Raw genomic sequence first — 22,030 nt, forward strand, 5'->3', positions numbered from 1 at the left:
CCGGCACCGGCCTGCCTACGCGGCACCGCTCAGCCCGGCCGACAGCTACCCTTCGTCTTCTTCGATCAGGCGGCGGACGTCGTCTTGGTTCCGGACCTCGCCCTTCTTTGCCGCCTCGATGACCTTCTCGTGCTGTTCGTCGGTGACGACCGGCACCTCTTCGCCGTTGCCGTCGATGATCCTGCCGTCCTTGACGGTGTCGCCCTCGGTGAGGATGGCTTCGTTGTCGATCAGCCTCTGCAGCTCTTCCTTGCGGATGACTCGACCGGTGCCGGCGACGAAGACCGAACGGTCCGAACGGTCCTTGGCCTTCACACCGATGTGGTTGAAGACCAGGTTGAGCAGCACGGCCATCAAAGTGGCCGAGGAGATGCCCGAGTGGAGGATGATGCCGACCCACGACGGGAACGAATTGTAGAAGTCGGGCTCGACGACCGGAATGATGCCGAATGCCAGCGAGACCGCGACGATGATCATGTTGAGGTTGCCCTCGTATTCGACCTTCGAGAGAGTGCGGATGCCCGAGGCCGCGACGGTGCCGAAGAGGACGATGCCCGCACCGCCGAGCACCGGGGACGGCACCGCTGCGACGACCCCGCCCATCACCGGCAGCAGACCGAGGATCACGAGGATCGCACCGCCGGCCGTGACGACGAAGCGCGACTTCACACCGGTGATCGCGACCAGACCGACGTTCTGAGCGAACGCCGACTGCGTGAACGAGTTGAAGACGGGGGAGACCGCCGATGAGAGCATGTCGGCTCGCAGACCCGAGGCGATGCGCTTCGAATCGACCTTGGTCTTCACGATCTCGCCGACGGCGATGATGTCCGCAGTCGTCTCGGCGAAGGTGACGATGATGACGATGAACATCGAGATGATCGCCGCAGCCGAGAACGTCGGCATGCCGAAGGCGAACGGCTGCGGGAAGGCGAAGACACCGCGATCGAGCACATGCGAGAAATCGGCCCAACCGAACACCAGGCAGCCGATCGTGCCGATGACGATGGCCAGCAGAATCGACAGGCGTGAGACCATCGCGACCGGGATCCGGCTGAGGATGAGCACGACGGCCAGCGTGCCGACAGCGATGAGGATATTGCGCATGCTTCCGTAGTCGGCGGCCTCCGCATCCCCGCCCATCGCCCAACCTGCGGCGACGGGCATGAGTGACAGGCCGATCGTCGTGATGACCGTGCCGGTCACCACCGGTGGAAAGAACTTCACGATGAGAGCAAAGGCCGGCGCCACTATCAACCCGATCACCGAGGCGACCAACACCGAACCGAAGACCGCTGGCAGACCGTCACCGCCGGCCAGGATCGACGTCATCGTGGCGACTCCGGCGAACGAGACACCCTGAACGAGCGGCAGCTGCGAGCCGAAGAACGGGACTCCCACCGACTGCAGGATGGTCGCCAGACCACCCATGAACAGGCACGACGCAATGAGCACGCTGATGCCGTTGCCATCGAGGTCGGCGGCCTTGCCGATGATGAGCGGCACAGCGATGATGCCGCCGTACATCGTGAGCACGTGCTGCAGTCCGTAGGCAAACGAGCTGCCCACGGGCAGCCGCTCGTCCTCGGGTCGGCGCGACTTCTTCGCGGCCGACGACGCCCGCCCGTCCTGTGGTGACTGCTGGGATACCGACATCTATCTCTCCGATGAGCTCATCCTCGGGTGATGGTTGTGCTCTGGTGCATCGCGGTGACCGAGGAATTGATTTCAAGTTTCCAATATGTGAAAAGCATTTTCCTTATCGCAGAACTCTAAAGGAATACCATTCTCGCCGCAAGGCATTTTCGTGACCTGGCGCACATGCTAGAGTACACGTCTGTCGATGCGACTCGTACCCTGGGGTAGCCAATCGAGCCCGAGACGGGTCTTCGAGTCATCGAACGGCGGAGCAGCAGACGCCGGAAAACCTGAGCTGGTGGCGGTCGGCCCCAGTCCTGTCGCCACTCACCGGATACGTGCGGTTCGAGAACGGGAAGGCGACACAATGACCAGCGATGACATGACCCAGAATGGTATTCCATCCAACGAGGCGGTTGCGCGACTGTGGCTGCGAGATCCCCTGGCCGTCCACCTCGGCGCGGGTGCCGATCCGGATATCGCCGCCCGTGGGATCGTCATCGATCGCACCAGCGGGACCATCGTCGAACTCATCCCGGCGGGAGGCGAACCCCGAGGTGGGGCGGAGTCGGTCTCCGAGATCGTCGATGCCTCCGAGCACGTCATCACACCGGGCCTGATCAACACTCACCATCACTTCTACCAGACCCTCACCCGCGCCTGGGCCCCGGTCGCGGACCTGCCGCTGTTCGGGTGGCTGCAGAACCTCTATCCGGTGTGGGCGAGGCTGACTCCACGCGCTCTCGAGCTCGCGACGACCGTGGCGATGGCGGAGCTCCTCGAATCCGGGTGCACGACCGCAGCCGACCACCACTACCTGTTCCCGACAGGGATGGACGAGGCCATCGACATCGAGGTCGAGGTCGTCCGCGCGCTCGGCATGCGGGCGATGCTCACCCGCGGATCGATGTCGCTGGGCGAGAAGGACGGAGGCCTGCCTCCGCAGCAGACCGTGCAAAACGCCGAGGTGATCCTCACCGACTCCCGCCGCCTCGTCGAAACCCATCATGAACGTGGACCCGGGGCGCAGATCCAGATCGCCTTCGCCCCGTGCTCGCCGTTCTCCGTGACCACTGAGCTGATGCGGCAGAGCGCGGTGCTCGCCGATGAACTCGACGTCCGCCTCCACACGCATCTTGCCGAGACCATCGACGAAGAGGACTTCTGCCGGGAGCGATTCGGCATGCGCACCGTCGACTACCTCGAATCCGTCGGCTGGTTGGGCGATCGCGCGTGGCTAGCGCACGGTGTCCACTTCGACGACGAGGAGATCCGCCGTCTCGGTGCCGCTGGTGCCTCCGTCGCGCACTGCCCGACCTCGAATATGCGCCTGGCCTCGGGCATTGCCCGCGCCGTCGAACTCGAAGACGCGGGAGTGAGCGTCGGCCTCGGCGTCGACGGTTCGGCGTCGAACGATGCCTCGAACCTCATCCGCGAGGTCCGCCAGGCCCTCTACATCCAACGCCTGCGCTACGGCGCCGAGGCGGTCACGTGCGATCGCGTCCTCGATTGGGCGACGAAGGGATCGGCAGCGGCGCTCGGTCGGGACGATATCGGGACGATCGACGTCGGCAAGCAGGCCGATCTGGCGATGTTCCGCCTCGACGGGCTGGAGTTCTCCGGTGCGCACGATCCGATCCCCGCGCTCGTGCTCTGCGGGGCGGAGAGGGCCGACCGGGTGATGGTCGGCGGACAGTGGCGGGTCCGCGACGGCCGCGCGATCGGCGCGGATGGGGCCGAACTCGACAAGGAAGCGCTCATTGCGGCGCATCAGGAGGAGGCACGCCGCCTCGTTGCGGGGTGAGGGGAGGGCCGGCGCCAGTTGAGGGGAGGGCCGGCGGCCGCTCAGCTTTCGGGCTTCTTGAACACCTCGCGCAGGTGATCGCTGGTGAGGAAGTCACCGACGCCGATCATCACGAGGCTGAACACGATCTGCTCGGTGATCATCCACACCGGGTAGAGGCCAGGGATCGCGGCCATGACGAGTGTGATGACGGGGAAGATCTGCGTGAACAGGCGCAGACGCTGGTAGCCCCAGTAGAGGCCCTTCGTCGCGCGCCAGAAGAAGTAGAACAGGCTCGCCGTCATGCCGAGGACGACGATCGTGCGCATCCACATGGCGAACGGGACGGGCTCACCCGCCTCGGCGATGATGATCGCGTAGACCACGGCCCCGAGGCCGAGGACGAGTTCGAACACGAGCAGCCAGGTGATCCAGGCGAATGCCCGCTTCGTCTTCGGATCCGACAGGCTCTGGGCCGGGACCATGATGTCGGCCTTGCTGCCGCCGGCGATGCGGTCGATTGTCGAGAACAGCTTCTCCATGGACATGTCTTCAGGCTAACCCTGCAGCGCTGTCGAACCGCGCGAAAGCGGGGCTTCTGAGGGTGTGAGGCCGAACATCAATCGAAAGTTGGGGGCCGACTTCAATCCTGCGGGTCAGGAATGCGGGTGCGGATCCTGTTGAAGTGGAAGCATGAAGAAGATATTCAACGCAGCATTCGCCTACATGATCATCGGTGTCCTCGCCGGCCTGTTCTACCGCGAGTTCACCAAGGCCAACGACTTCCCGGAAGGCGAGTTCACGCAGCTCGGTGTGGTGCACACCCATCTGCTCACGCTCGGCTTCATCGTCATGCTCATCGTCCTCGTGCTCGACAAGGTGTTCGGACTCTCGGGGTCGAAGCTCTTCTCGTGGTTCTTCTGGCTCTACAACGCAGGCCTCGTCCTGACAGTGGGAATGATGGTCTGGCACGGTTCGCTCACCGTCATCGGCGAAGAGTCCGACGCCATGATCGCCGGCATCGCCGGACTCGGACACATCGCACTGTCCGTCAGCCTCGTCCTGTTCTTCCTCGCCCTGCGCAAGAAGGTCGTCGACGCCGCTCAAGGCGAAGCGCCTCTGTCGAACCGTGCTCCGGTCGACGGGTGCGCTTCGCCTTGAATGAGCGAGCGGAGAGCCTCCGCTACCGGGTGACCGGCTGTTGCAGCTCGACGACCCAGTCAGGACCGGTCTCGAGGTAGACCTCGCGGCATGGGCCGACGAGCTCCCACCCCTGAGCGAGGGCCCATTCGGCCAGGTGCTGCCAGCTGGCGCCGATCCGGGCCATCGGACCTTTGTGGACGAGCGTCGCCGCGGTGCACGACGGCAGCTCGGTGATCTCGAGCTCGGGTCCGGTGTCCGCGGTCGGAGTGCTCGTGCGGAATCCGCAGGTGACCTCGGTTCCCGACTCCGTTTCACTGTAGATGCCGATTGCCATGGTCGGCGCCCCTCCCGCCTCGGTGATCGCGTCTGCCGCAGAGTCGAACAGCGGACCGATCTCGGAGGTGTCGAACGGCGGTTCGCCGAGGAGGACTGTGCGTCCGAGGATCCTCTCCGGGGGCAGGTCCTTGATGATGCTGTCTGGGTGGTCCATGGTCGTCCTTTCGATGAGGGCCAGCCGAAAATCGACTTCGGCCAACGCAGCGACTGCCGCCGATTGTTCGGCCAGCAGCTGATGACGACGACGGTGGAGCATCTCGACCAGTGCCTCCGAACTCAGCTCCGAGTCGAGCAGTCCGGTGATCGATCGCAGCGGAATGCCGAGGGCGTTGAGCGCCATGATGCGGTTGAGCCGTGTCAGCTGACCCGCACCATAGTGTCGATGCCCGGTGAACTCATCGACCGCCTCGGGGGTGAGGAGTCCGAGCGACTCGTAATGGCGCAGCATCCGCACGGACACCTGCCCGAGCCGCGAGAAGTCACCGATCTTCAACGTCCCCATCCCTTCGTCGTCGATACCATCCACCCACCTGCCACAGTGTCAGGTGCAAGAGCGCATTCCAGCGTAAGCGCGGCCGTCACTGCTGTTCGAGGAATCCGCGCAGGAGCTGTTCGGTTCCCTCCGCGTGCTGAGCGGCGAGTTCCGCGGCCAGGTCGGGATCGCCGGCGAGGACGGCATCGAGGATCTCACGGTGCTGGGCGCATGAGTGCTCGACATTGGTCTCGATGAACGGAATCCGATCGAGCAGGGCGTTGATCCGGTCACGGGTGCTCGCCGAGGCGGCCACGAGTGAGGGGATCCGCGTGAGTTCGGCGATGCTGAGATGGAAGCGAGCATCGAGGGCACGGAACTTCTCGGCGCTCTCGCCCGGTGCCCCGAACACTTCCCGACACTCGCTCTCCGCCGTGGTGAGAGCCTCCACCTCGGCGTGCTCGAGAGTCCTCGAGGCGACGATCCGGGCGGCGGCTGTTTCGAGCACGTGTCGAAACCGCACAGCATCGTCGAGTTCGACGGGATCGATGCTCCCTTCGGACGCATCGTCGCCTGCCGAGGGCAGCCTCGTGACGAACGTTCCGCCGTAGCGGCCCCGCCGGACCGTGACGATGCCGGCGGTCTGGAGTTCGCTCAGCGCCTGCCGGAGCGTGGCCCGCGAGACCTTGATCCGGGCGGCGAGATCGCGCTCCGCAGGAAGCTTGTCGCCGACGAGGTACTGGCCGAGGCGGATAGCGCGGAGGAGTGCCGCGATCGTGTGTTCGAAGACGTTGCCGCCGCGCGAGTGGGCGGGAGCCAGCCCTGAAGTGGGCTCAGCCGCAGGGCTCGTCCCCTCGGCATTCGCCGCTGGCGCCTCGTCACCGCCGCTGTCAGCGTGATCCACGGCCTCCTCCTTCGCTGGCTTTCTGCCGCTCGTCTCCTGCCATCCAAGCAGAAAATCCTTGACAGCCGATTGTGGTCCAGATTACATTCGATCCCAGTCAATGGTATGAACCTGATCCATTGAGCGTCTCATCCACCGTCTCACCGATCATCGAGAACCCCGAGGGGCAGCCATGAGCAAGAACATCGAATACGGCAATGTCGATGAGCACTACCTCGAGAAGCGGCAGCTGAAGAAGGGCGCCGCCGGCTGGATCCTCCTCGCGGGACTCGGCGTCGCCTACGTCATCTCCGGAGACTTCTCCGGCTGGAACCTCGGCCTGGCCGAAGGCGGCTGGGGCGGACTGCTCATCGCCTTCCTCCTCATGGGGCTGATGTACGTGTGCATGGTCTTCGGCCTCGCCGAACTCTCCTCCACACTGCCGACCGCCGGCGCCGGCTACGGATTCGCCCGGCGCGCACTCGGCCCGCTCGGCGGGTTCGCCACCGGCATGGCCATCCTCATCGAGTACACGATGGCGCCGGCCGCGATCTCGACCTTCATCGCCGGCTACGTCCAGGCGCTCGGCATCCTCCCCGAATCGGTGCCGACGTGGACGATCTACCTCGTCGCCTATGCGATCTTCATCGGCATCCACCTCTGGGGCGTCGGCGAAGCCCTGCGACTGATGTTCGTCATCACCGCAGTCGCGGTCATCGCCCTCATCGTCTTCGTCATCGCCGCCGTCGGCCACTTCGATGCGAGCAGCCTCTTCGACATCGAACCCACCGGCTCGTTCGGCTCATCCGCGTTCATGCCGATGGGCGTCTCCGGTCTGCTCGCCTCCCTCGTCTTCGGAATCTGGTTCTTCCTCGCCGTCGAAGGCGTGCCGCTGGCTGCGGAGGAATCGGCGAACCCGAAGAAGGACATGCCGCGCGGCATCATCACGGCCATGGCGATCCTCGTCGTCTTCGGCGCGCTCATGCTCACTCTCGTCCCCGGTCTGGCTGGAGCCTCGGCGATGGGAGTCTCCGACAATCCGCTGCCCGAGGCGCTGCGCACGATCTACGGTGAGAACTCGGCCCTGGCGACCTTCGTCAACTGGGCGGGCCTGGCCGGGCTCATCGCGAGCTTCTTCTCGATCATCTTCGCGTACTCCCGGCAGCTCTTCGCACTCTCCCGTGCCGGCTATCTGCCCAAGTGGCTGTCCCTGACAGGCAAGCGCAAGACCCCGGTGCTCGCGCTCATCGTTCCCGGCACGATCGGCTTCATCCTCGCGATCGCCGTCGACGGCAACGGCGGGGTCCTCCTCAACGTCGCCGTCTTCGGTGCCACGGTCTCCTACGTCCTGCTCAACCTCTCCCACATCCGGCTGCGTTTCAAGGAGCCCGATCTGCCCCGCGGCTACCGCACTCCCGGCGGCGTCGTGACCACCTCCATCGCGCTCGTGCTCGCCTCGGTGGCGGTGATCGCCACCTTCTTCGTCGACATCCTCGCCGCAGGCATCGCCGCGGGCGTCTTCCTCATCGCGCTCGCCTACTTCTGGTTCTACTCCCGCCACCACCTCGTCGCGAGCGCACCCGAAGAGGAGTTCGCGCAGATCGAAGCCGCGGAGAAGGACCTCAAATAGCCCGCACGACCCACCTTCAACCACCCCGCACAGCAAAGGAACGACGTATGACCGAGATTCCGATACCCACCTCGCCCACCTCACCGCAGAGGACGTCCCGAGGGTCGATCCAAGCCGATCCGCTCACCGTCGACGAGCTCCGCCGCCTCGCCGATGAGGGCACGATCGACACCGTGGTCGTCGCCATCACTGATCACATGGGCCGCCTGCAGGGCAAAAGACTCGGCGTCCAGTTCTTCCTCGAAGACGTCATGGACCACGGTTCCGAATGCTGCAACTATCTGCTCGCCGTCGATGTCGACATGGACACCGTGGACGGCTACGAGGTCTCGTCGTGGGAGACCGGCTACGGCGACATGGTCATGAAACCCGACCTTACGACCCTGCGTCTCCTCCCCTGGCAGCCAGGCAGTGCGATGGTCAACTGCGACCTCCTGACGACCACCGGCACCGAGGTGGCGCCCTCCCCGCGGCAGATCCTCAAGCGCCAGCTCGCCCGCCTCGCCGAGCACGGACTGAGCGCGCATGTCGGCACCGAACTCGAATTCATCACCTTCGATTCGAGCTACGAAGAGGCCTTCGCCTCGAAATACACCGAGGTCACGCCCTCGAACCAGTACAACGTCGACTATTCCCTGCTCGGCACCGCCCGCGTCGAACCGCTGCTGCGCGACATCCGCAATTCGATGGCCGGGGCCGGACTCTTCGTCGAAGGAGCGAAGGGCGAATGCAACTTCGGTCAGCATGAGATCACGTTCCGCTACCAGCCCGCACTCAAGGCGTGTGACGATCACGCGGTGTACAAGAACGGCGCGAAGGAGATCGCCGCCCAGCACGGCAAGTCGATCACCTTCATGGCCAAGTACGACCAGAAAGAGGGCTCCTCGTGCCACATCCATCTGAGCTTCCGCTCGGATGAGGGCGACATGGTCATGGTCGGAGACCGCGAGCACGGTTTCTCCACTCTCATGGAGCAGTTCATCGCCGGTCAGCTGGCCTGCATCGAGGATTTCACGTACTTCTTCGCCCCGAACATCAACTCGTACAAACGCTTCGTCGAAGGCTCGTTCGCCCCGACCGCCGTCGCCTGGGGCTTCGACAATCGAACCTGCGCCTTCCGCGTCGTCGGTTCGGGACCCTCGCTGCGCGTGGAATGCCGGGTCGGCGGGGCCGATCTCAACCCGTACCTCGCCACCTCGGCGCTCATCGCGGCGGGACTCCACGGGATCGAGAACGGCCTCGAACTGCCCGCGATCACCGAAGGCAACGCCTACACCGCCGGTGCCGACCGCCTGCCCACCACACTCCAGGGAGCGCGCGACCGATTGGAGGGCTCACAGATCGCCGAGGACGCCTTCGGCGACTACGTCGTCCGCCACTACGTGCACGCCGCCGACATCGAACTCGACGCCTACAATTCGACCGTGACCGACTGGGAGAGGCTCCGTGGCTTCGAACGACTCTGAACCTGCTGCCGAACCGAGGACACCCGTCATTGCCGTCAGCTGCTATCTGCAGCGGGCGCAGTGGGGAGTCTGGGACACCGAGGCGGCCCTCATCCCGGCCGACTATGTGCGCATGGTCGCCGCCTGCGGGGCGATCCCCGTGCTGCTGCCGCCGCATGGTCAGACCTCGGCCGTGCTCGACCGCGTCGACGGAATCCTGCTCGCGGGCGGAGCCGACGTCGATGCCGCCGCGTACGGTCAGACTCCACATGAGACGACCGTCTCCCACCCGTTCCGCGACGCGAGCGAGACCATGCTGCTGGCCGCTGCGCACGAGCGCGGCCTGCCCGTGCTCGGCATCTGCCGGGGACTCCAGGTCATCAATGTCGCGGCAGGCGGCACGCTCGACCAGCACCTGCCGGAATCGCTCGGGCATTCGGACTTCCAGCCCGCACCCGGAGTCTACGGGGAGGTCTCGGTGACCACCGAGCCCGGGTCGCTCGCCCGCGAGATCCTCGGCGAAGCGACGACGGCACCCTGCTATCACCATCAGGGGATCGACCGCCTCGGCGCCGGTCTGCGGGTGACGGGACGCAGTCCCGAAGGTCTCATCGAAATCATCGAGCGAGCCCCGGATACCGACCCCGACGAGGCGGCCCCCGACGCGGGTTGGCTCTTCGCCGTCCAATGGCATCCCGAACATGACCCCGGTGACGATCGAGTCGTGCGCGCCCTCGTCGAGGCGGCCCGACGGCACATGGCAGACAGAGCAACGAGGAGAGCATCGAAGTGAGCATCTACACGGTCATCAACCCGGCGACGGAAGAACCGATCACCGACGTCGAACTCGCCGATCTCGAGGAGACGGACCGGGCGATTGCGAAGGCGGCGCGGGCCTACGAGTCCTGGCGGACCGTGGCACCGGCCGATCGGGCCCGGATCCTGCGACGCTTCGCCGATCGGGTCGATGCGGCGAACGAGGAGCTCGCACAGCTCGAAGTCGCCAACGCCGGCCACACCATCGGCAACGCCAGGTGGGAGGCCGGCAATGTCCGCGATGTCCTCGAATACTCTGCGGCGGTGCCCGAGAGGCTCTTCGGCCGGCAGATCCCCGTCGACGGCGGCGTCAACATCACCTTCGCGGAACCGCTCGGCGTCGTCGGCGTCATCGTCCCCTGGAACTTCCCGATGCCGATCGCCGGCTGGGGATTCGCCCCGGCACTGGCCGCTGGGAACACCGTCGTCCTCAAACCCGCAGAGATCACCCCGCTGACCGCGATCCGCCTCGGCGAACTCGCCCTCGAAGCAGGCCTGCCCGAGGGCGTGCTGCAGATCATCCCCGGCAAGGGATCCGTCGTCGGGGAGCGCTTCGTCACCCACCCCGACGTGCGCAAGATCGTCTTCACCGGATCCACCGAGGTCGGCAAGTCGATCATGAGCGGCTGCGCGGCGCAGGTGAAGAACCTCACCCTCGAACTCGGCGGGAAGAATGCGAACATCGTCTTCGACGACGCCGATGTCGCAGCCGCCGCGGCCGCCGCCCCGGGAGGCGTCTTCGACAACTCGGGCCAGGACTGCTGCTCCCGGTCCCGGCTGCTCGTCCAACGTGGGATCTACGAAGACTTCATGGCCGCCCTCGAGTCGTCGGTGGGCTCGTTCGCCTGTGCTGATCCGAGCCTGGAGGACACGGACATGGGACCGCTCGTCACCGCAGCACACCGGGAGAAGGTCGCCGGCTACGTCGCCGACGCCGAGGTGGCCTTCACCGGATCCGCGCCGGAGGGCCCAGGATTCTGGTTCCCGCCGACCGTGATCACCCCGCCGGATGTCCGGGCCGCCGACTTCCGCGAGGAGATCTTCGGCCCCGTGCTCTCGGTCGTCCCCTTCGACACCGAGGCCGATGCCCTGCGCATCGCCAACGACACCGAATACGGGCTGTCCGGATCGATCTGGACGAACGATCTCGACCGGGCGTTGCGGGTCTCCCGCGGAGTCGATGCCGGCAACCTGTCGGTGAACTCGCACTCCTCGGTCCGCTACTCAACGCCGTTCGGCGGGTTCAAGCAGTCCGGCCTCGGCCGTGAACTCGGCCCCGATGCCGTGTCCGCATTCACCGAGGTCAAGAACGTCTTCTTCGCCACCAGACCAGCGCACTGACTGGCACGCTGACCAGCAGTCCCACCACGAACATCAGGAGAATCATGACCACTGCAGCAACGCGACTGACAGACAAGATCTGCGTCATCACCGGCGGAGCCTCCGGCATCGGGCTGGCCAGCGCCCGCCGGCTGACCGAGGAAGGTGCGAAGGTCGTCATCGCCGACCTCGACGAGGTCCGCGGCCCCGAGGTCGCCGATGAACTCGGCGGCCTCTTCGTGCGCGTCAACGTCGCCGACGAAGAGGACGTGAAGAACCTCTTCGCACGCACCGTCGAGCACTACGGCCGCGTCGACGTCGCCTTCAACAACGCCGGCATCAATCCCACCGACGACAATTCGATCCTCACCACCGACATCGCCGCGTGGTCGAAGGTGCAGACTGTCAACCTCACGTCCGTGTACCTGTGCAGCAAATACGCGCTCGAGCAGATGGTCAAGCAGAGGTCCGGGTCGGTCATCAATACGGCGTCCTTCGTCGCTCTCATGGGGGCCGCGACCTCACAGATCTCGTACTCGGCGTCGAAGGGCGGAGTCCTGTCGATGAGCCGCGAGCTCGGTGTCCAGTTCGCCAAGGACGGCATCCGGGTCAACGCACTGTGCCCGGGGCCGGTGAATACACCGCTGCTGCGCGAACTCTTCGCCTCGGACCCGGTGCAGGCGCAGCGCCGACTCGTCCACTGTCCCGGAGGGCGCTTCGCTGAGCCTGAGGAGATCGCCGCCGCGGTGGCCTTCCTCGCCAGCGACGACTCCTCCTTCGTCAACGCGTCGTCCTTCACCGTCGACGGCGGAATCTCGTCCGCCTACGTCACCGCGGAGTAGGTTGAGCGCGGCTGAGTAGGTTCAGCACCGTGGTTCAAGGCAGAGCGCACTCATCCAACGGTGCACCGGTCGACGGGTGCGTTTCGCCTTGAATGAGCGAGTGGAGGGGCGGTGAGGCAGTACCCGCCGATGGGTGAGAATGGTGTCATGAGCATCGGAAGTGGGGAGCGCGTGAGAATCCTCGTCATCGAACATGAGAACGGCACCGGACCGGAGAGGTTCGGGCAGTGGTTGGAAGAGGCCGGCGCCGAGGTGGTGGTCACGCGGCCGTACCTCGGCGAGGAGATTCCGACCGGTCTCGGCCTGCAGACTGACGGCACGCAGAGTGATGGCGCGTTCGATGCGCTCATCGTCCTCGGTGGGTCGGCCGGCCCGAACGATGACGCCGACAATCCGTGGTTTCCGCAGGTCAGAGACCTGTTGCGGGCTTCGATCGGCGGAGAGTTCCCGAGTCTGAACATCTGTCTCGGCGGGGAGATGCTCGCTCTCGCGGCCGAGGCCCCCATCTCCCGGCGGGCGCACCCGCAGATCGGGATCTACGAACTCGGGGCCACCTCGGCGGGGGAATCCGACCCGGTCTTCGGGTCACTGGCCGGCGAAGCGATGCCCGCGGTCCTCTTCCACCAGGAGGAGATGGCGCTGCCGGACGGGGCCGCGCTGCTCTTCACGGGCTCGGACGCCCCGGTTCAGGCCTATCGTCTCGGCGACTTCGCGTGGGGAACGCAGTTCCATCCGGAAACCGATGCCGGACAGATCGCACGCTGGCTCGACGGGAACGACCTCGACCTCCCGGCGGGTAAGACCGTGGATTCGATCATCGCGGAGGTCGAAGCCGCCGACGGTGAGCTGGTGGCGCGCGGCCGCCGGCTCGCTACCGCCTTTGTCGATTTCCTCCGCTCGAGGTGAGGGACGAATATAACGAAGTGCATTGACAAAGAGGGAAGGCCGCGGTGTGAACCGCGGCCTTCCCTCTTTGGCCTTCCCTCGTCGTCGGCCGAGACTCGGAGGTCGGCCGCCCTCGATCGATCAGGCCTTCTTGAGTTTCTGATCGACGTTCTTGTAGTAGATCCCATCTCCTGTCGTGCCGACGAGTCCCATCGTGACTCGCAGCAGACCCGGCTCGACGTCGTCCAGGGCCGGGGGAGTGTCAGGGCCCAGGGTCAGTGACTTCCCGTCCTTCGTCGTCGCGGTGATCGAGCCGATGTAGACCGTCACGTCGCCTTTCAGCGTCATATTGTCGGCCACCGTCACCAGTCCGTATTCCTCCTCCGGCGGTTTCACCGTGAGTGAGAACCCGTCGATGGAGATCTCATCGGCCTGGATCTTCAGGACGACCAGCGAACCGCCGTCGGAGGTCGGCACGGAGACGAACGAGATTCCCTTGAGGCCCTTGAAGGACAGGGACTCGGATCCCATCGCCCCGGGCGTCTTCGTGAAGACCGGAGCGTCGTCATCGCGCTGAGCGTCCGCCGGGAACTTGCCGTCGAGCTTCTCATCCGAATCCTCGTCGCCGTCATCGTCGGGATCGTCGAGTCCCAGTCCACCGGGATCGGTGGGTTCGGGCGAGGCCGAATCCGATGGTTCATCCGTCGGCTCGTCCGTCGGGCCAGGCTCCGGCTCTCCGGGCTCAGAGGGCTTCGAGGTGGGATCATCCGTCGGCTTCGTCGGCATGCCCGGCGAGACCGTCCCCGCCGGTGCGGGATTCTTCTTGACCGAATCGGAATCGCCTGAATCGGAATCCTTGCACGTGTCCGTCAGAAAGCACAGCGGCGAAGCCTGCGCGGCTGACACCGTTCCCACTCCGAGTGTCGCCGGGACGACGAGGGCAGCTGCCGCCAGGAGGGAAGCCGTGCGGCGGCTGCGTACCCTCATCCGGAACCCTCCTCGCGCGGTCCCATCCAAGCGATCATGAGAATCGCGCCGATGGTCGACAGGAGCATGCCGATGATGAACCCGCCGAGATTCACTCCGATGAGCGAATAGACAGCGAGCACGAGGGCGATGATGCCGTAGAACACATGGTGCGTAGGCTTGAAGATCGTCAGCAGAGCGAGGACGACGATGACGATCGGCAGCACCGTCGCCTGCAGCCCCTCGATGCCGAACTGGATCTGAATGTTGCCGAGGTCGAGCTGACCGGAGAAGAACAGCTCGATTCCGCCGATCACAGCGAGCACGCCGCCGATGAACGGACGCTGCCGACGCCAATGCTTGAAACCGCCGCGCTTCGCCGCGCCTTCGCTCATCTCGGCTTCCTCGCTTGTATCGGCATTTCCCGCATCCGACGTCGCGGCGGCGAACTCCGCCGTCTCGACGTCGGATTCGGGGTGGGAGCTCTGCTCATCGGCACGTCGCTCTTCGGCGCGCCGACTCCGCCGGGACAGCGCAAGCAGGCTCGTCTTCTGCACGGTTGCCTCCTGATCGTCGGCCCCCCGTTCATCGGTCGGGTGCCCGTTGGCTGCTGATTCCTTCATCAGTCGCACGTCTCGGATCCGTCAGTGAGCTTCAGCGACATGTCCTTGAGGGTGAAGACCGAAGCCGTGGTCGACCAGGAATCCTGCTTGAGGTCCTTGATCGAGACGGTGTCGGAGTCCTGCGAGAAGTCGCCCTTGCTGCCCTTGGCCTTCGTGTTGACCTTGGAGGCGTCGACGCCGATGCGGATGTTCTTGAACTCTGCATCGCCCTTGAGCCCGGTCATGCCGATCTGCAGATCCTTCGCTGAGGCAGGGGTGCCCTTTCCGCCGGCCTTGATGAGGATGCCGGCCTTGCCCAGAGGAGTGTCCTGGACTGCCGACTGGCAGAGGTTCTCCAGGGTGGCGTTCTTGATGTTCGCCGTGACGACCGGGTGCTGCTTGCCGTCCGCGTCCTTGGCGACGCCGCTGTACTGAGAGAAGCCGGTGCCCTCGAGCTGCGAGGACGAGATCTTGAACTGCGTGCCGGAGATGGCGAACGAAACCGGAACCGCTCCCTGGGCCACCCCGCCCATGAGCAGAGCGGAGACGACTCCCGTCGGAATCGCGAGCATGGCGACCCGCCCTGTATGTGATTTGCCGAGCTTGCGGATGGCTTCAAACTTCGGGAACTTCATTGATCCTCCTCTGGAGTCCGACGGCTGCGTCGGCATGGCAACTGTGACATATGTTACTACGGGGTATTACCCGACAGTATCGTGCCCGTAGTTTTCGCGTCAACCGCGAATTTCGCGCCGGCCCGCCGTACGTGGCTGCGCGATGCTGGGTTCGTCGGGTGGGGTCCGACTGTCGGTGACGCCCGAGGGGGTATTGCCCCAGGTCACTGGTGAGGCGGCCGCCCCTCTCGGAGAGAGGCGTTGTCGGTTCCGACTGAATCGGCGTCTTTCAGATTCATCGCAGAGAACGGCGCGTCGAGGTGTGCTCGGTTCGGCCGCCTCGGCGAGGGCGCCGCAGGTCCTGGGGATCAGCGCACCGGCGCATCGGGGCCGAGAGGGATGCCCAGGCCCCACCAGAGGAAGAACAGGAGGCTCCAGCTGATCGTCATGCACACGGCCAGAGGGAGGGTGTGTGAGGCGAGCGTGCCGATGCCGGCGTTCTTCTGGTACTTCTGCATGAAGCCGAGCGCGAGGATGAAGTAGGGACTCATCGGAGTGATCGCCGTCGACCCTGAGTCGGCGATGCGGAAGATCGCCTGTGAGGTCTCGGGTGGGACCTCGAGGAGCATGAGCAGCGGCACGATGACCGGGGCCATGATCGCCCACATCGCCGAACCGGAGGTGATGAGCACATTGACGACGGAGAGGACGAGCAGGACGAGGACGAAGACGACCCAAATCGGCAGGCCGAGGCCGGTGAAGAGCTCGGAGACCGAGACGGAGACGAGGATGCCGATGTTCGTCCACTCGAAGTACTCGAGGAACTGGGCGATGGCGAAGAAAAGGACGAGGACGCCGGCGATCGACGCCAGCCCCTGACCCATGAGCTTCGGGACGTCGGACCAGGTCTCGATCTCGCCGACGCGGAAGCCGTAGACGATGCCGCCGATGCCGAAGAGCAGGGCGATGAGGAAGGCGATGCCGGTGAGGAACGGGGACTCGCCGAACGGACCGTCGCCGCGCAGCGGTGCGCCGTCGGGGACGACGAGGACGACGATGGCGATGACAGCGGCGATGACGGCGAACATGGCCAGGCGCAGCGCCGAACGCTCCTTGTCGGAGATGACGAGGTCGTCGTATTCGGCGTCCTCATCGGCCTCGAGGTTGTCCCGCTTGGTCAGCACGAGCTCGGTGACGATGGTGATGACGATGGCGAGCAGAATCGAGCTGGCGATGTTGAAGTACCAGTTGCCGATCGGAGTGACGATGTAGTCGGGGTCGATGATGTGCGCCGCAGCGGTCGTGATCCCCGCGAAGATCGCGTCGTTGGGAGTCGGGATCGGGCTCGCATCGTAACCTGAGGCGATCGAGGTGTAGGCGACGATGACGCCGAGGACGGGGGAGCGGCCCACGGCCTTGAACACCATTCCGCCGAGCGGGACCAGGATGACGTAGGCCGCCGCCGAGGCGACGTGGGAGACGGTGCCCATGAACGCGACCGTGAAGACGATGAGTCCGGCCGGGACGCGGGCGATCGAGACCTTCATCGCCGTCGACAGCAGGCCGGTGCGCTCGGCCAGGGCCACGCCCATGATGACGACCATGATCGTGATCAGCGGTGGGAAGGACTGGTATGCGTCGAGCGCGGTGTTCACGGCCATTGCGACGCCGTCGCCGCTGAGCAGATTGTGCACCGGGGTCCAATCGCCGGTGCCCGGATCCTTCACCCCGGCGCCCACGGCGGAGAGGATGAGGCTGCACACGGCGAGGATCGCGGCGAGGATCCAGAACAGCCAGAACGGGTTCGGCAGCTTGTTGCCGACGACCTCGATGACGTTGAGGGCGCGGATGACGAGCGGGAGCTTCTCCTGCTCGGAATTCTTCGTGGTGGTCGTGGTCGTTTCCATGGCGGGCTCCTGAGGGTCCGGCGGAACGGTCCGGGTGGGCCGGTCCGGGGGAGTCTTCGGGCAGGACTCGGCTGGGCCCGTGAACTCCATTGGTCTGGAAAAGTGGGTGGTCTGGTTCGGAAAGATCGGTGGTGCGGGTGGGCTGGTTAGAGTCTCTGCATCTCCCGGCAGTAGGCGACGAGTGTGTCGATGACCTCGCCGAGGATGCCCTCCCCGGCCGCGGCCGTGGCCGTCCGCGGATCGCCCAGGACCCCGTTCTCGGCGTAGCGGTCGAACGACACCGCCGTCGACGGCGACTTCGTCCTGCTCAGCCGGGCACGCGGGCCGAGATCGGACAGTGCCGTGGCCCCGGGGTTGAGGTGGGCGGTGTCGACCGACCGCTCATCGATGGCGAGCATCTGCGAGGTCTCGGACTCCCCGCAGTGGCCGCTGACCTCTGTGCGAGGCAGGGCCGCGGTCGCCTCAGCAGCCAGGGCGGAGACGGGGGAGTAGGCGAAGACGAGATCCGGGTGGGTCCCGAGCAGGGTCTGCTGGGCGACACCGAGGGCGGCCATGTTTCCGCCGTGGCCGGTGATGACGAGGATCTTGTCGAAGCCGGCGTCGGCGAGCTGACTCGCCACCGAAGTGACGAAGTCGACGAAGAGCCTGGGGCCGATGTTGATGGTGCCGGGCAGGAACCGGTGGTGCGGGGAGACGCCGTAGTCGATGCTCGGCAGGACGAAGGCACTGCCCTCTTCGTGGAGGCGGTCGACGACGGCGCGGGCGACGTGGTCGGCGCGGATGCTGTCGGTGCCCAACGGCAGGCCGTCGCCGTGCTGTTCGGTCGCGCCGACCGGCAGGATGAGGAGGCTGCCGCGCTCCTTGGCCACCTCGACCTCGAGGGAGGTGAGTTCGGCGTAGTCACGGACGTGCGGGCGGATGCTCGTGAGCGTGGGACGGGTCATCGCTGGGGCCCTTCTGTGTCAGGTCCTTCGTTGTCAGGATCGTCGGTCCAGTCGGCGAGGACCGCGGTCTTGATCGCCTCGAGGTGCTTGCGGGTGCGGTGGGCGGCTTCGAAGCCGTCGCCGCGGCGGATCGCGTCGAGGATGTCGGCGTGCTCGTCGTGGTCGCGCAGGCGGTCGTAGGTGGTGCGTGCCGCCTGCTGAGTGCGCGAGTGGATCGCGAGCAGGGACACGAGCATCTCGTGCAGGGCGCGGTTGCCCGAGGCCCGGGCGAGTTCGACGTGGAAGTGTCCGGCAGGCACGGCGGTCTCGACCTGGAGAGCATTGTCCAGCGCCGAGGTCATCGCGGCCACCGCCTCGGCGTCCTGGACGGAGGCGGCGAGCTCGGCGATGCCGGGTTCGATGGCGATGCGTGCGTCGAGGAGTTCGATTGCCGCGGCGAGATCGACGGGCACATAGTGCGGATTGTCGAGGATGCGACGGTTGATCGCTTCGCGGACGTAGGTGCCCGAACCGTGCTTGAGCTCGACCGAGCCGGTGGCCTCGAGGCGGCGCAGCGCCTCGCGGACTGTGGGCACGGTGACCTCGAACCGCTCGGCGAGGACCTTCGCCGAGGGCAGGCTCTGCCCGGGCTGGAGATCCTCGGTGCGGATGGTCTCGACGATTTCGCGAGTGAGGCGTTCGACGAGTCCGATGGATGCTGCTGGCATTGCACTCTCCTTTAAGTGTTTAAGTCATCTAATCACTTTGACGTCGGGTGTGTCAACGGTCACTTCTGTTCGGAGTTCTGGGCGGTCACTGAGTCGGTCCCTGCGTTGCGCCCGGGTGACTGCGGAAGAAGGCCCAGACCGTGTCCGTCGCCGAGAAGTGCTCGGTGACGTATCCGCCGCCGCTGTAGACGACCTCACCGGGCCAGACATGCCCTCCGTCGGCGACGGAATAGAGCTCGACCTCGGCGGATTTTCTGGGCTTTCCGGAGCTCCCGGCCTGCCCGGCGCATTTCGTCCAGCGGGTGCGGGTGACGTCTTCGCCCTTCCGTCCGATGTTGCGTTCGGTCATCACTCGGCAGCCTGCGGCCTCGACCCAGGGTTGGATCCATTCGCGCACGCCGGGGTAGGTCTCGCCTTGGCGCTCGCCTCCGTCGTAGTGCATCGTCTCGTCCCCGGTGCCGTGGATGGCGAGGACGGGCGTCGCCGTCTTGTCGTCGCAGTCCTCGGTCGACTGCGGGTAATAGGCGCCGGCGACGGGAGCGAAGGCTGAGAAGCGATCGCGCAGGTGGCAGGCGAGCACCGAGACCAGTCCGCCGCCGTTCGACTTGCCGGTGGCGAAGACGCGATTGAGGTCGATGCAGTGTTCGGACTCGATCGAATCGAGCAGATCGGCGACGAATGCGACGTCATCTGCGCCGCTGGCATACGGAGCGCCTTGCCAGGAGCGTTTGCCGTCTGTGAGGTCGCCGTCGGGGAAGACTGTGATCGCCGGCAGCGTCGGCAGGCCCGTGTAGTTCTGGAACTCGGCGCCGTCGGAGCCGTTGCCGTGGAATCCGAGGACGAGCGGAAGCGGGGCCGAGGCGTCATAGTCGCGGGGAATGTTGATCCGATAGCTGCGTTCTTCACCGTCCGAGGTGATCGTCCGTTCGTCATTGCCTGGAGTCTGCTCGGTGCCGCAGCCGGCCGATGGCGCGGCGGGGAAGGCCTGCTCGGTGGGCGAGGCTCCCGTCGCTGGTCCGACGGTTCCCGTCAGCAATGCGAGGCTTGCGGTGACCGCAAGCAGAGTGGTGGTGATGCGTTTCGTCGTCGATGACATGCTCAGTCCTTTGATCGTCGGTGATCGTGAAGAGGACTCTAACACAAGTCATTAGATGACTATAAGAATTGCGTGGGGTGGAGCCGGCCGATCCAAGACAGGTCGGCTGAGCTTTCCGGCATCTGTGGTCCTGATCTCTGCGGAAGTCAGTGACTCTGCGGAATTCAGTCGCTGTGCGACGGATTCTCCGCGATTGTCGACCAGTTCGCACTTGTCAGCTCGACGGCGTGTGCGTGGTCTCCGGCGCGGACGGCGGCGATGATCTCGAGGTGCTGTTCGGGCGAGGCCGAACCCTTCATCGATTCGAAGTGGAGGAACTCGGCTCGGCGCAGATTGGCTGTGACGACCTCGAGGTGATCGGGGATGAGCGGATTTCCGCTCCGGAGGAGAGCCACCTCGTGGAAGTCGTCATCGGCGGCGATCGCTGAGTCGATGTCGTTCGATGTCAGCGCGCTGCGCAGTCGGTCATTCGCCTGCTCCATCTCCACGAGGTCGCCCTCTGTGAGGTGGGGGAAGGCGAGGTCCATCGCGAGGGCGTGCAGCTGTGCCGCGATCTGACGGGCGTGGACGATGGCCTCGGGGTTCTCCGGTGCGACGCGGGTCATTCGTCCGGGCTGCGCGATGACGAGTCCCGCCTGCGCCAAGCGCTGCAGTGCCTCGCGTACCGGGGTTCTGGAGACCCGCAGCCACGCGCCGAGTTCCTGATCGCGGAGCTGCTCGCCCGGAGCGAGCTGGCCGCGGACGATGGCGTCGCGGATCGAGCGGTAGACGTCGTCGCGGAGCAGGGTGCGGTGCGCTGCCGGTGAGTCCGTGGGGATCGGCATGCTCGGCCCTTTCGTTCGAGTGGTCTTCACTCATTGTAGGCGCGACCGGAATGCAATATATTGCATATTGCAACCGGTGGTCCGCACCGTCGCAAGATCCGCGCCCCAAGAGAACAGAGGACATCATGGCCATCACCGATTTCGAGCGCTACCCGCTGACTTTCGGGCCGAGCCCCGTGCACACGCTCGATCGACTGAGCGACCACCTCGGCGGGGCCCGGATCTGGGCCAAGCGCGAGGACGTCAACTCCGGCCTCGCCTTCGGCGGCAACAAGACCCGCAAGCTCGAGTACATCGTCCCCGACATCCTTGCCTCGGGCGCGGACACCCTCGTCTCGATCGGCGGCTACCAGTCCAACCACACCCGCCAGGTCGCTGCCGTCGCTGCCCACCTCGGACTCAAGGCCCGCCTCGTCCAGGAGCGCTGGGTCGACTGGGAGGACCCCGGCAACGACAAGGTCGGCAATATCGAGCTCTCCCGCATCATGGGCGCCGACGTCCGTCTCGACTCGGCCGGCTTCGACATCGGCATCCGCTCGAGCTGGGAGAACGCCCTGGCCGAGGTCGAAGAGTCAGGCGGCACGCCCTACCCGATTCCCGCCGGGGCCTCCGAACACAAGTTCGGCGGACTCGGCTTCGCGAACTGGGCCTACGAGGTCGCCGAACAGGAGAAGGAACTCGGCGTCTTCTTCGACACCATCGTCGTGTGCACCGTGACCGGCTCGACCCATGCCGGCATGATCGCCGGATTCGCCGCCCTTGAGGCCGCCGGCGGACCCCAGCGCAACGTCATCGGCATCGACGCCTCCGCCACGCTCGAGAAGACGCACGCTCAAGTCAAACGGATCGCAAACACCACTGCCGAACTCATCGGTCTCGGCCGCGAGATCACCGATGACGACGTCGACATCCGCTCCGGCTGGGAGGGCCCCGCCTACGGCATCCCCGACGAGTCGACCGTGAACGCGATCCGTACCACCGCCCAGCTCGAAGGCGTCATCCTCGACCCCGTCTACGAGGGCAAGTCGATGGCCGGACTCATCGATCTCGTCGGAGGCGGCACGATCGGCAAGGATTCGACCGTGCTCTACGCCCACCTCGGCGGGCAGCTGGCGCTCAACGCCTACTCCTCGATCTTCTGAGCTTTTCGACCTCCTGAACTCCGCGATCGTCTGCG

At 65.6% G+C, this 22,030-nt stretch carries 21 protein-coding genes; 9 read left to right on the forward strand and 12 right to left on the reverse strand.

Annotated features, from left to right (window positions below; translation table 11 throughout):
- Window positions 1-45: 45 nt before the first annotated feature.
- Window positions 46-1,656, reverse strand: coding sequence for a nucleobase:cation symporter-2 family protein (locus tag GUY23_RS00465; RefSeq protein WP_166968705.1), 1,611 nt, complete (start codon window positions 1,654-1,656; stop codon window positions 46-48).
- 364 nt (window positions 1,657-2,020) lie between these two features.
- Between GUY23_RS00465 and GUY23_RS00470 the strand changes: the two genes are divergently transcribed.
- On the forward strand, window positions 2,021-3,442 hold the full coding sequence (locus GUY23_RS00470) for an 8-oxoguanine deaminase (protein ID WP_166968707.1): 1,422 nt from the start codon (window positions 2,021-2,023) through the stop codon (window positions 3,440-3,442).
- Window positions 3,443-3,483: 41 nt separating this feature from the next.
- Here the strand turns inward: GUY23_RS00470 and GUY23_RS00475 are convergent, their stop codons facing one another.
- Window positions 3,484-3,969, reverse strand: a complete 486-nt coding sequence (locus GUY23_RS00475) for a hypothetical protein (protein ID WP_166968709.1) — start codon at window positions 3,967-3,969, stop codon at window positions 3,484-3,486.
- A gap of 145 nt (window positions 3,970-4,114) precedes the next feature.
- On the opposite strand from GUY23_RS00475, the gene GUY23_RS00480 reads away from it, so the two are divergent.
- Window positions 4,115-4,582 (forward strand): DUF2871 domain-containing protein, encoded by a 468-nt coding sequence (locus tag GUY23_RS00480; protein WP_166968711.1) that lies wholly within the window; start codon window positions 4,115-4,117, stop codon window positions 4,580-4,582.
- Window positions 4,583-4,604: 22 nt separating this feature from the next.
- On the opposite strand, the gene GUY23_RS00485 is transcribed toward GUY23_RS00480, so the two are convergent.
- Window positions 4,605-5,426 (reverse strand): MerR family transcriptional regulator, encoded by an 822-nt coding sequence (locus GUY23_RS00485; protein WP_166968713.1) that lies wholly within the window; start codon window positions 5,424-5,426, stop codon window positions 4,605-4,607.
- 52 nt (window positions 5,427-5,478) lie between these two features.
- Window positions 5,479-6,276: a FadR/GntR family transcriptional regulator gene (locus GUY23_RS00490; RefSeq protein WP_228282613.1), complete on the reverse strand. Its 798-nt coding sequence runs from the start codon at window positions 6,274-6,276 to the stop codon at window positions 5,479-5,481.
- A gap of 172 nt (window positions 6,277-6,448) precedes the next feature.
- Here GUY23_RS00490 and eat point away from each other — a divergent pair, with 172 nt between their 5' ends.
- The 6 genes from eat (at window position 6,449) to GUY23_RS00520 (ending at window position 13,214) form a co-directional block, all read left to right on the forward strand.
- Complete coding sequence (gene eat, locus GUY23_RS00495) at window positions 6,449-7,885, forward strand: ethanolamine permease (protein WP_166968715.1); 1,437 nt, start codon at window positions 6,449-6,451, stop codon at window positions 7,883-7,885.
- 47 nt (window positions 7,886-7,932) lie between these two features.
- A complete protein-coding gene (locus tag GUY23_RS00500) occupies window positions 7,933-9,351 on the forward strand; it encodes a glutamine synthetase family protein (RefSeq protein WP_166968717.1) in 1,419 nt (472 codons plus the stop codon).
- The gene (locus GUY23_RS00505) at window positions 9,332-10,123 is read left to right on the forward strand and encodes a gamma-glutamyl-gamma-aminobutyrate hydrolase family protein (RefSeq protein ID WP_166968719.1); all 792 of its coding nucleotides are present in this window, start codon (window positions 9,332-9,334) and stop codon (window positions 10,121-10,123) included. Before GUY23_RS00500 ends, GUY23_RS00505 begins: the two co-directional genes overlap by 20 nt.
- Entirely contained in the window at window positions 10,120-11,487 is a 1,368-nt protein-coding gene (locus GUY23_RS00510; RefSeq protein ID WP_166968721.1) for an aldehyde dehydrogenase family protein, read from the forward strand. The genes GUY23_RS00505 and GUY23_RS00510 overlap by 4 nt, the downstream gene beginning before the upstream one ends.
- Window positions 11,488-11,531: 44 nt before the next feature.
- Window positions 11,532-12,308 carry a 3-oxoacyl-ACP reductase gene (locus tag GUY23_RS00515; RefSeq protein WP_166968723.1) on the forward strand — a complete coding sequence of 259 codons (777 nt, stop codon included), beginning with the start codon at window positions 11,532-11,534 and terminating at the stop codon, window positions 12,306-12,308.
- Window positions 12,309-12,455: 147 nt separating this feature from the next.
- Window positions 12,456-13,214 carry a type 1 glutamine amidotransferase gene (locus GUY23_RS00520; RefSeq protein WP_166968725.1) on the forward strand — a complete coding sequence of 253 codons (759 nt, stop codon included), beginning with the start codon at window positions 12,456-12,458 and terminating at the stop codon, window positions 13,212-13,214.
- Window positions 13,215-13,334: 120 nt separating this feature from the next.
- On the opposite strand, the gene GUY23_RS00525 is transcribed toward GUY23_RS00520, so the two are convergent.
- From GUY23_RS00525 to GUY23_RS00560, 8 genes are all read right to left on the reverse strand, one after another.
- Window positions 13,335-14,180, reverse strand: a complete 846-nt coding sequence (locus GUY23_RS00525) for a hypothetical protein (RefSeq protein ID WP_166968727.1) — start codon at window positions 14,178-14,180, stop codon at window positions 13,335-13,337.
- The gene (locus tag GUY23_RS18455) at window positions 14,177-14,782 is read right to left on the reverse strand and encodes a DUF6114 domain-containing protein (RefSeq protein ID WP_208085421.1); all 606 of its coding nucleotides are present in this window, start codon (window positions 14,780-14,782) and stop codon (window positions 14,177-14,179) included. Before GUY23_RS18455 ends, GUY23_RS00525 begins: the two co-directional genes overlap by 4 nt.
- Window positions 14,782-15,396: a DUF6230 family protein gene (locus tag GUY23_RS00535; RefSeq protein WP_166968729.1), complete on the reverse strand. Its 615-nt coding sequence runs from the start codon at window positions 15,394-15,396 to the stop codon at window positions 14,782-14,784. Before GUY23_RS00535 ends, GUY23_RS18455 begins: the two co-directional genes overlap by 1 nt.
- A gap of 347 nt (window positions 15,397-15,743) precedes the next feature.
- Complete coding sequence (locus tag GUY23_RS00540; RefSeq protein ID WP_166968731.1) at window positions 15,744-17,282, reverse strand: AbgT family transporter; 1,539 nt, start codon at window positions 17,280-17,282, stop codon at window positions 15,744-15,746.
- 146 nt (window positions 17,283-17,428) lie between these two features.
- Window positions 17,429-18,226, reverse strand: a complete 798-nt coding sequence (locus GUY23_RS00545) for a creatininase family protein (protein ID WP_166968733.1) — start codon at window positions 18,224-18,226, stop codon at window positions 17,429-17,431.
- Window positions 18,223-18,933, reverse strand: coding sequence for a FadR/GntR family transcriptional regulator (locus GUY23_RS00550; RefSeq protein ID WP_166968735.1), 711 nt, complete (start codon window positions 18,931-18,933; stop codon window positions 18,223-18,225). Before GUY23_RS00550 ends, GUY23_RS00545 begins: the two co-directional genes overlap by 4 nt.
- 85 nt (window positions 18,934-19,018) lie before the next feature.
- Entirely contained in the window at window positions 19,019-20,029 is a 1,011-nt protein-coding gene (locus GUY23_RS00555) for an alpha/beta hydrolase family esterase (RefSeq protein WP_166968737.1), read from the reverse strand.
- A gap of 164 nt (window positions 20,030-20,193) precedes the next feature.
- On the reverse strand, window positions 20,194-20,853 hold the full coding sequence (locus GUY23_RS00560) for a GntR family transcriptional regulator (RefSeq protein WP_166968739.1): 660 nt from the start codon (window positions 20,851-20,853) through the stop codon (window positions 20,194-20,196).
- Window positions 20,854-20,978: 125 nt separating this feature from the next.
- On the opposite strand from GUY23_RS00560, the gene GUY23_RS00565 reads away from it, so the two are divergent.
- Window positions 20,979-21,995 (forward strand): 1-aminocyclopropane-1-carboxylate deaminase, encoded by a 1,017-nt coding sequence (locus GUY23_RS00565; RefSeq protein WP_166968741.1) that lies wholly within the window; start codon window positions 20,979-20,981, stop codon window positions 21,993-21,995.
- The last annotated feature ends 35 nt before the right edge of the window (window positions 21,996-22,030 follow it).

The sequence above is a fragment of the Brevibacterium atlanticum genome (genome assembly GCF_011617245.1).
Classification (GTDB): Bacteria; Actinomycetota; Actinomycetes; order Actinomycetales; family Brevibacteriaceae; genus Brevibacterium; species Brevibacterium atlanticum.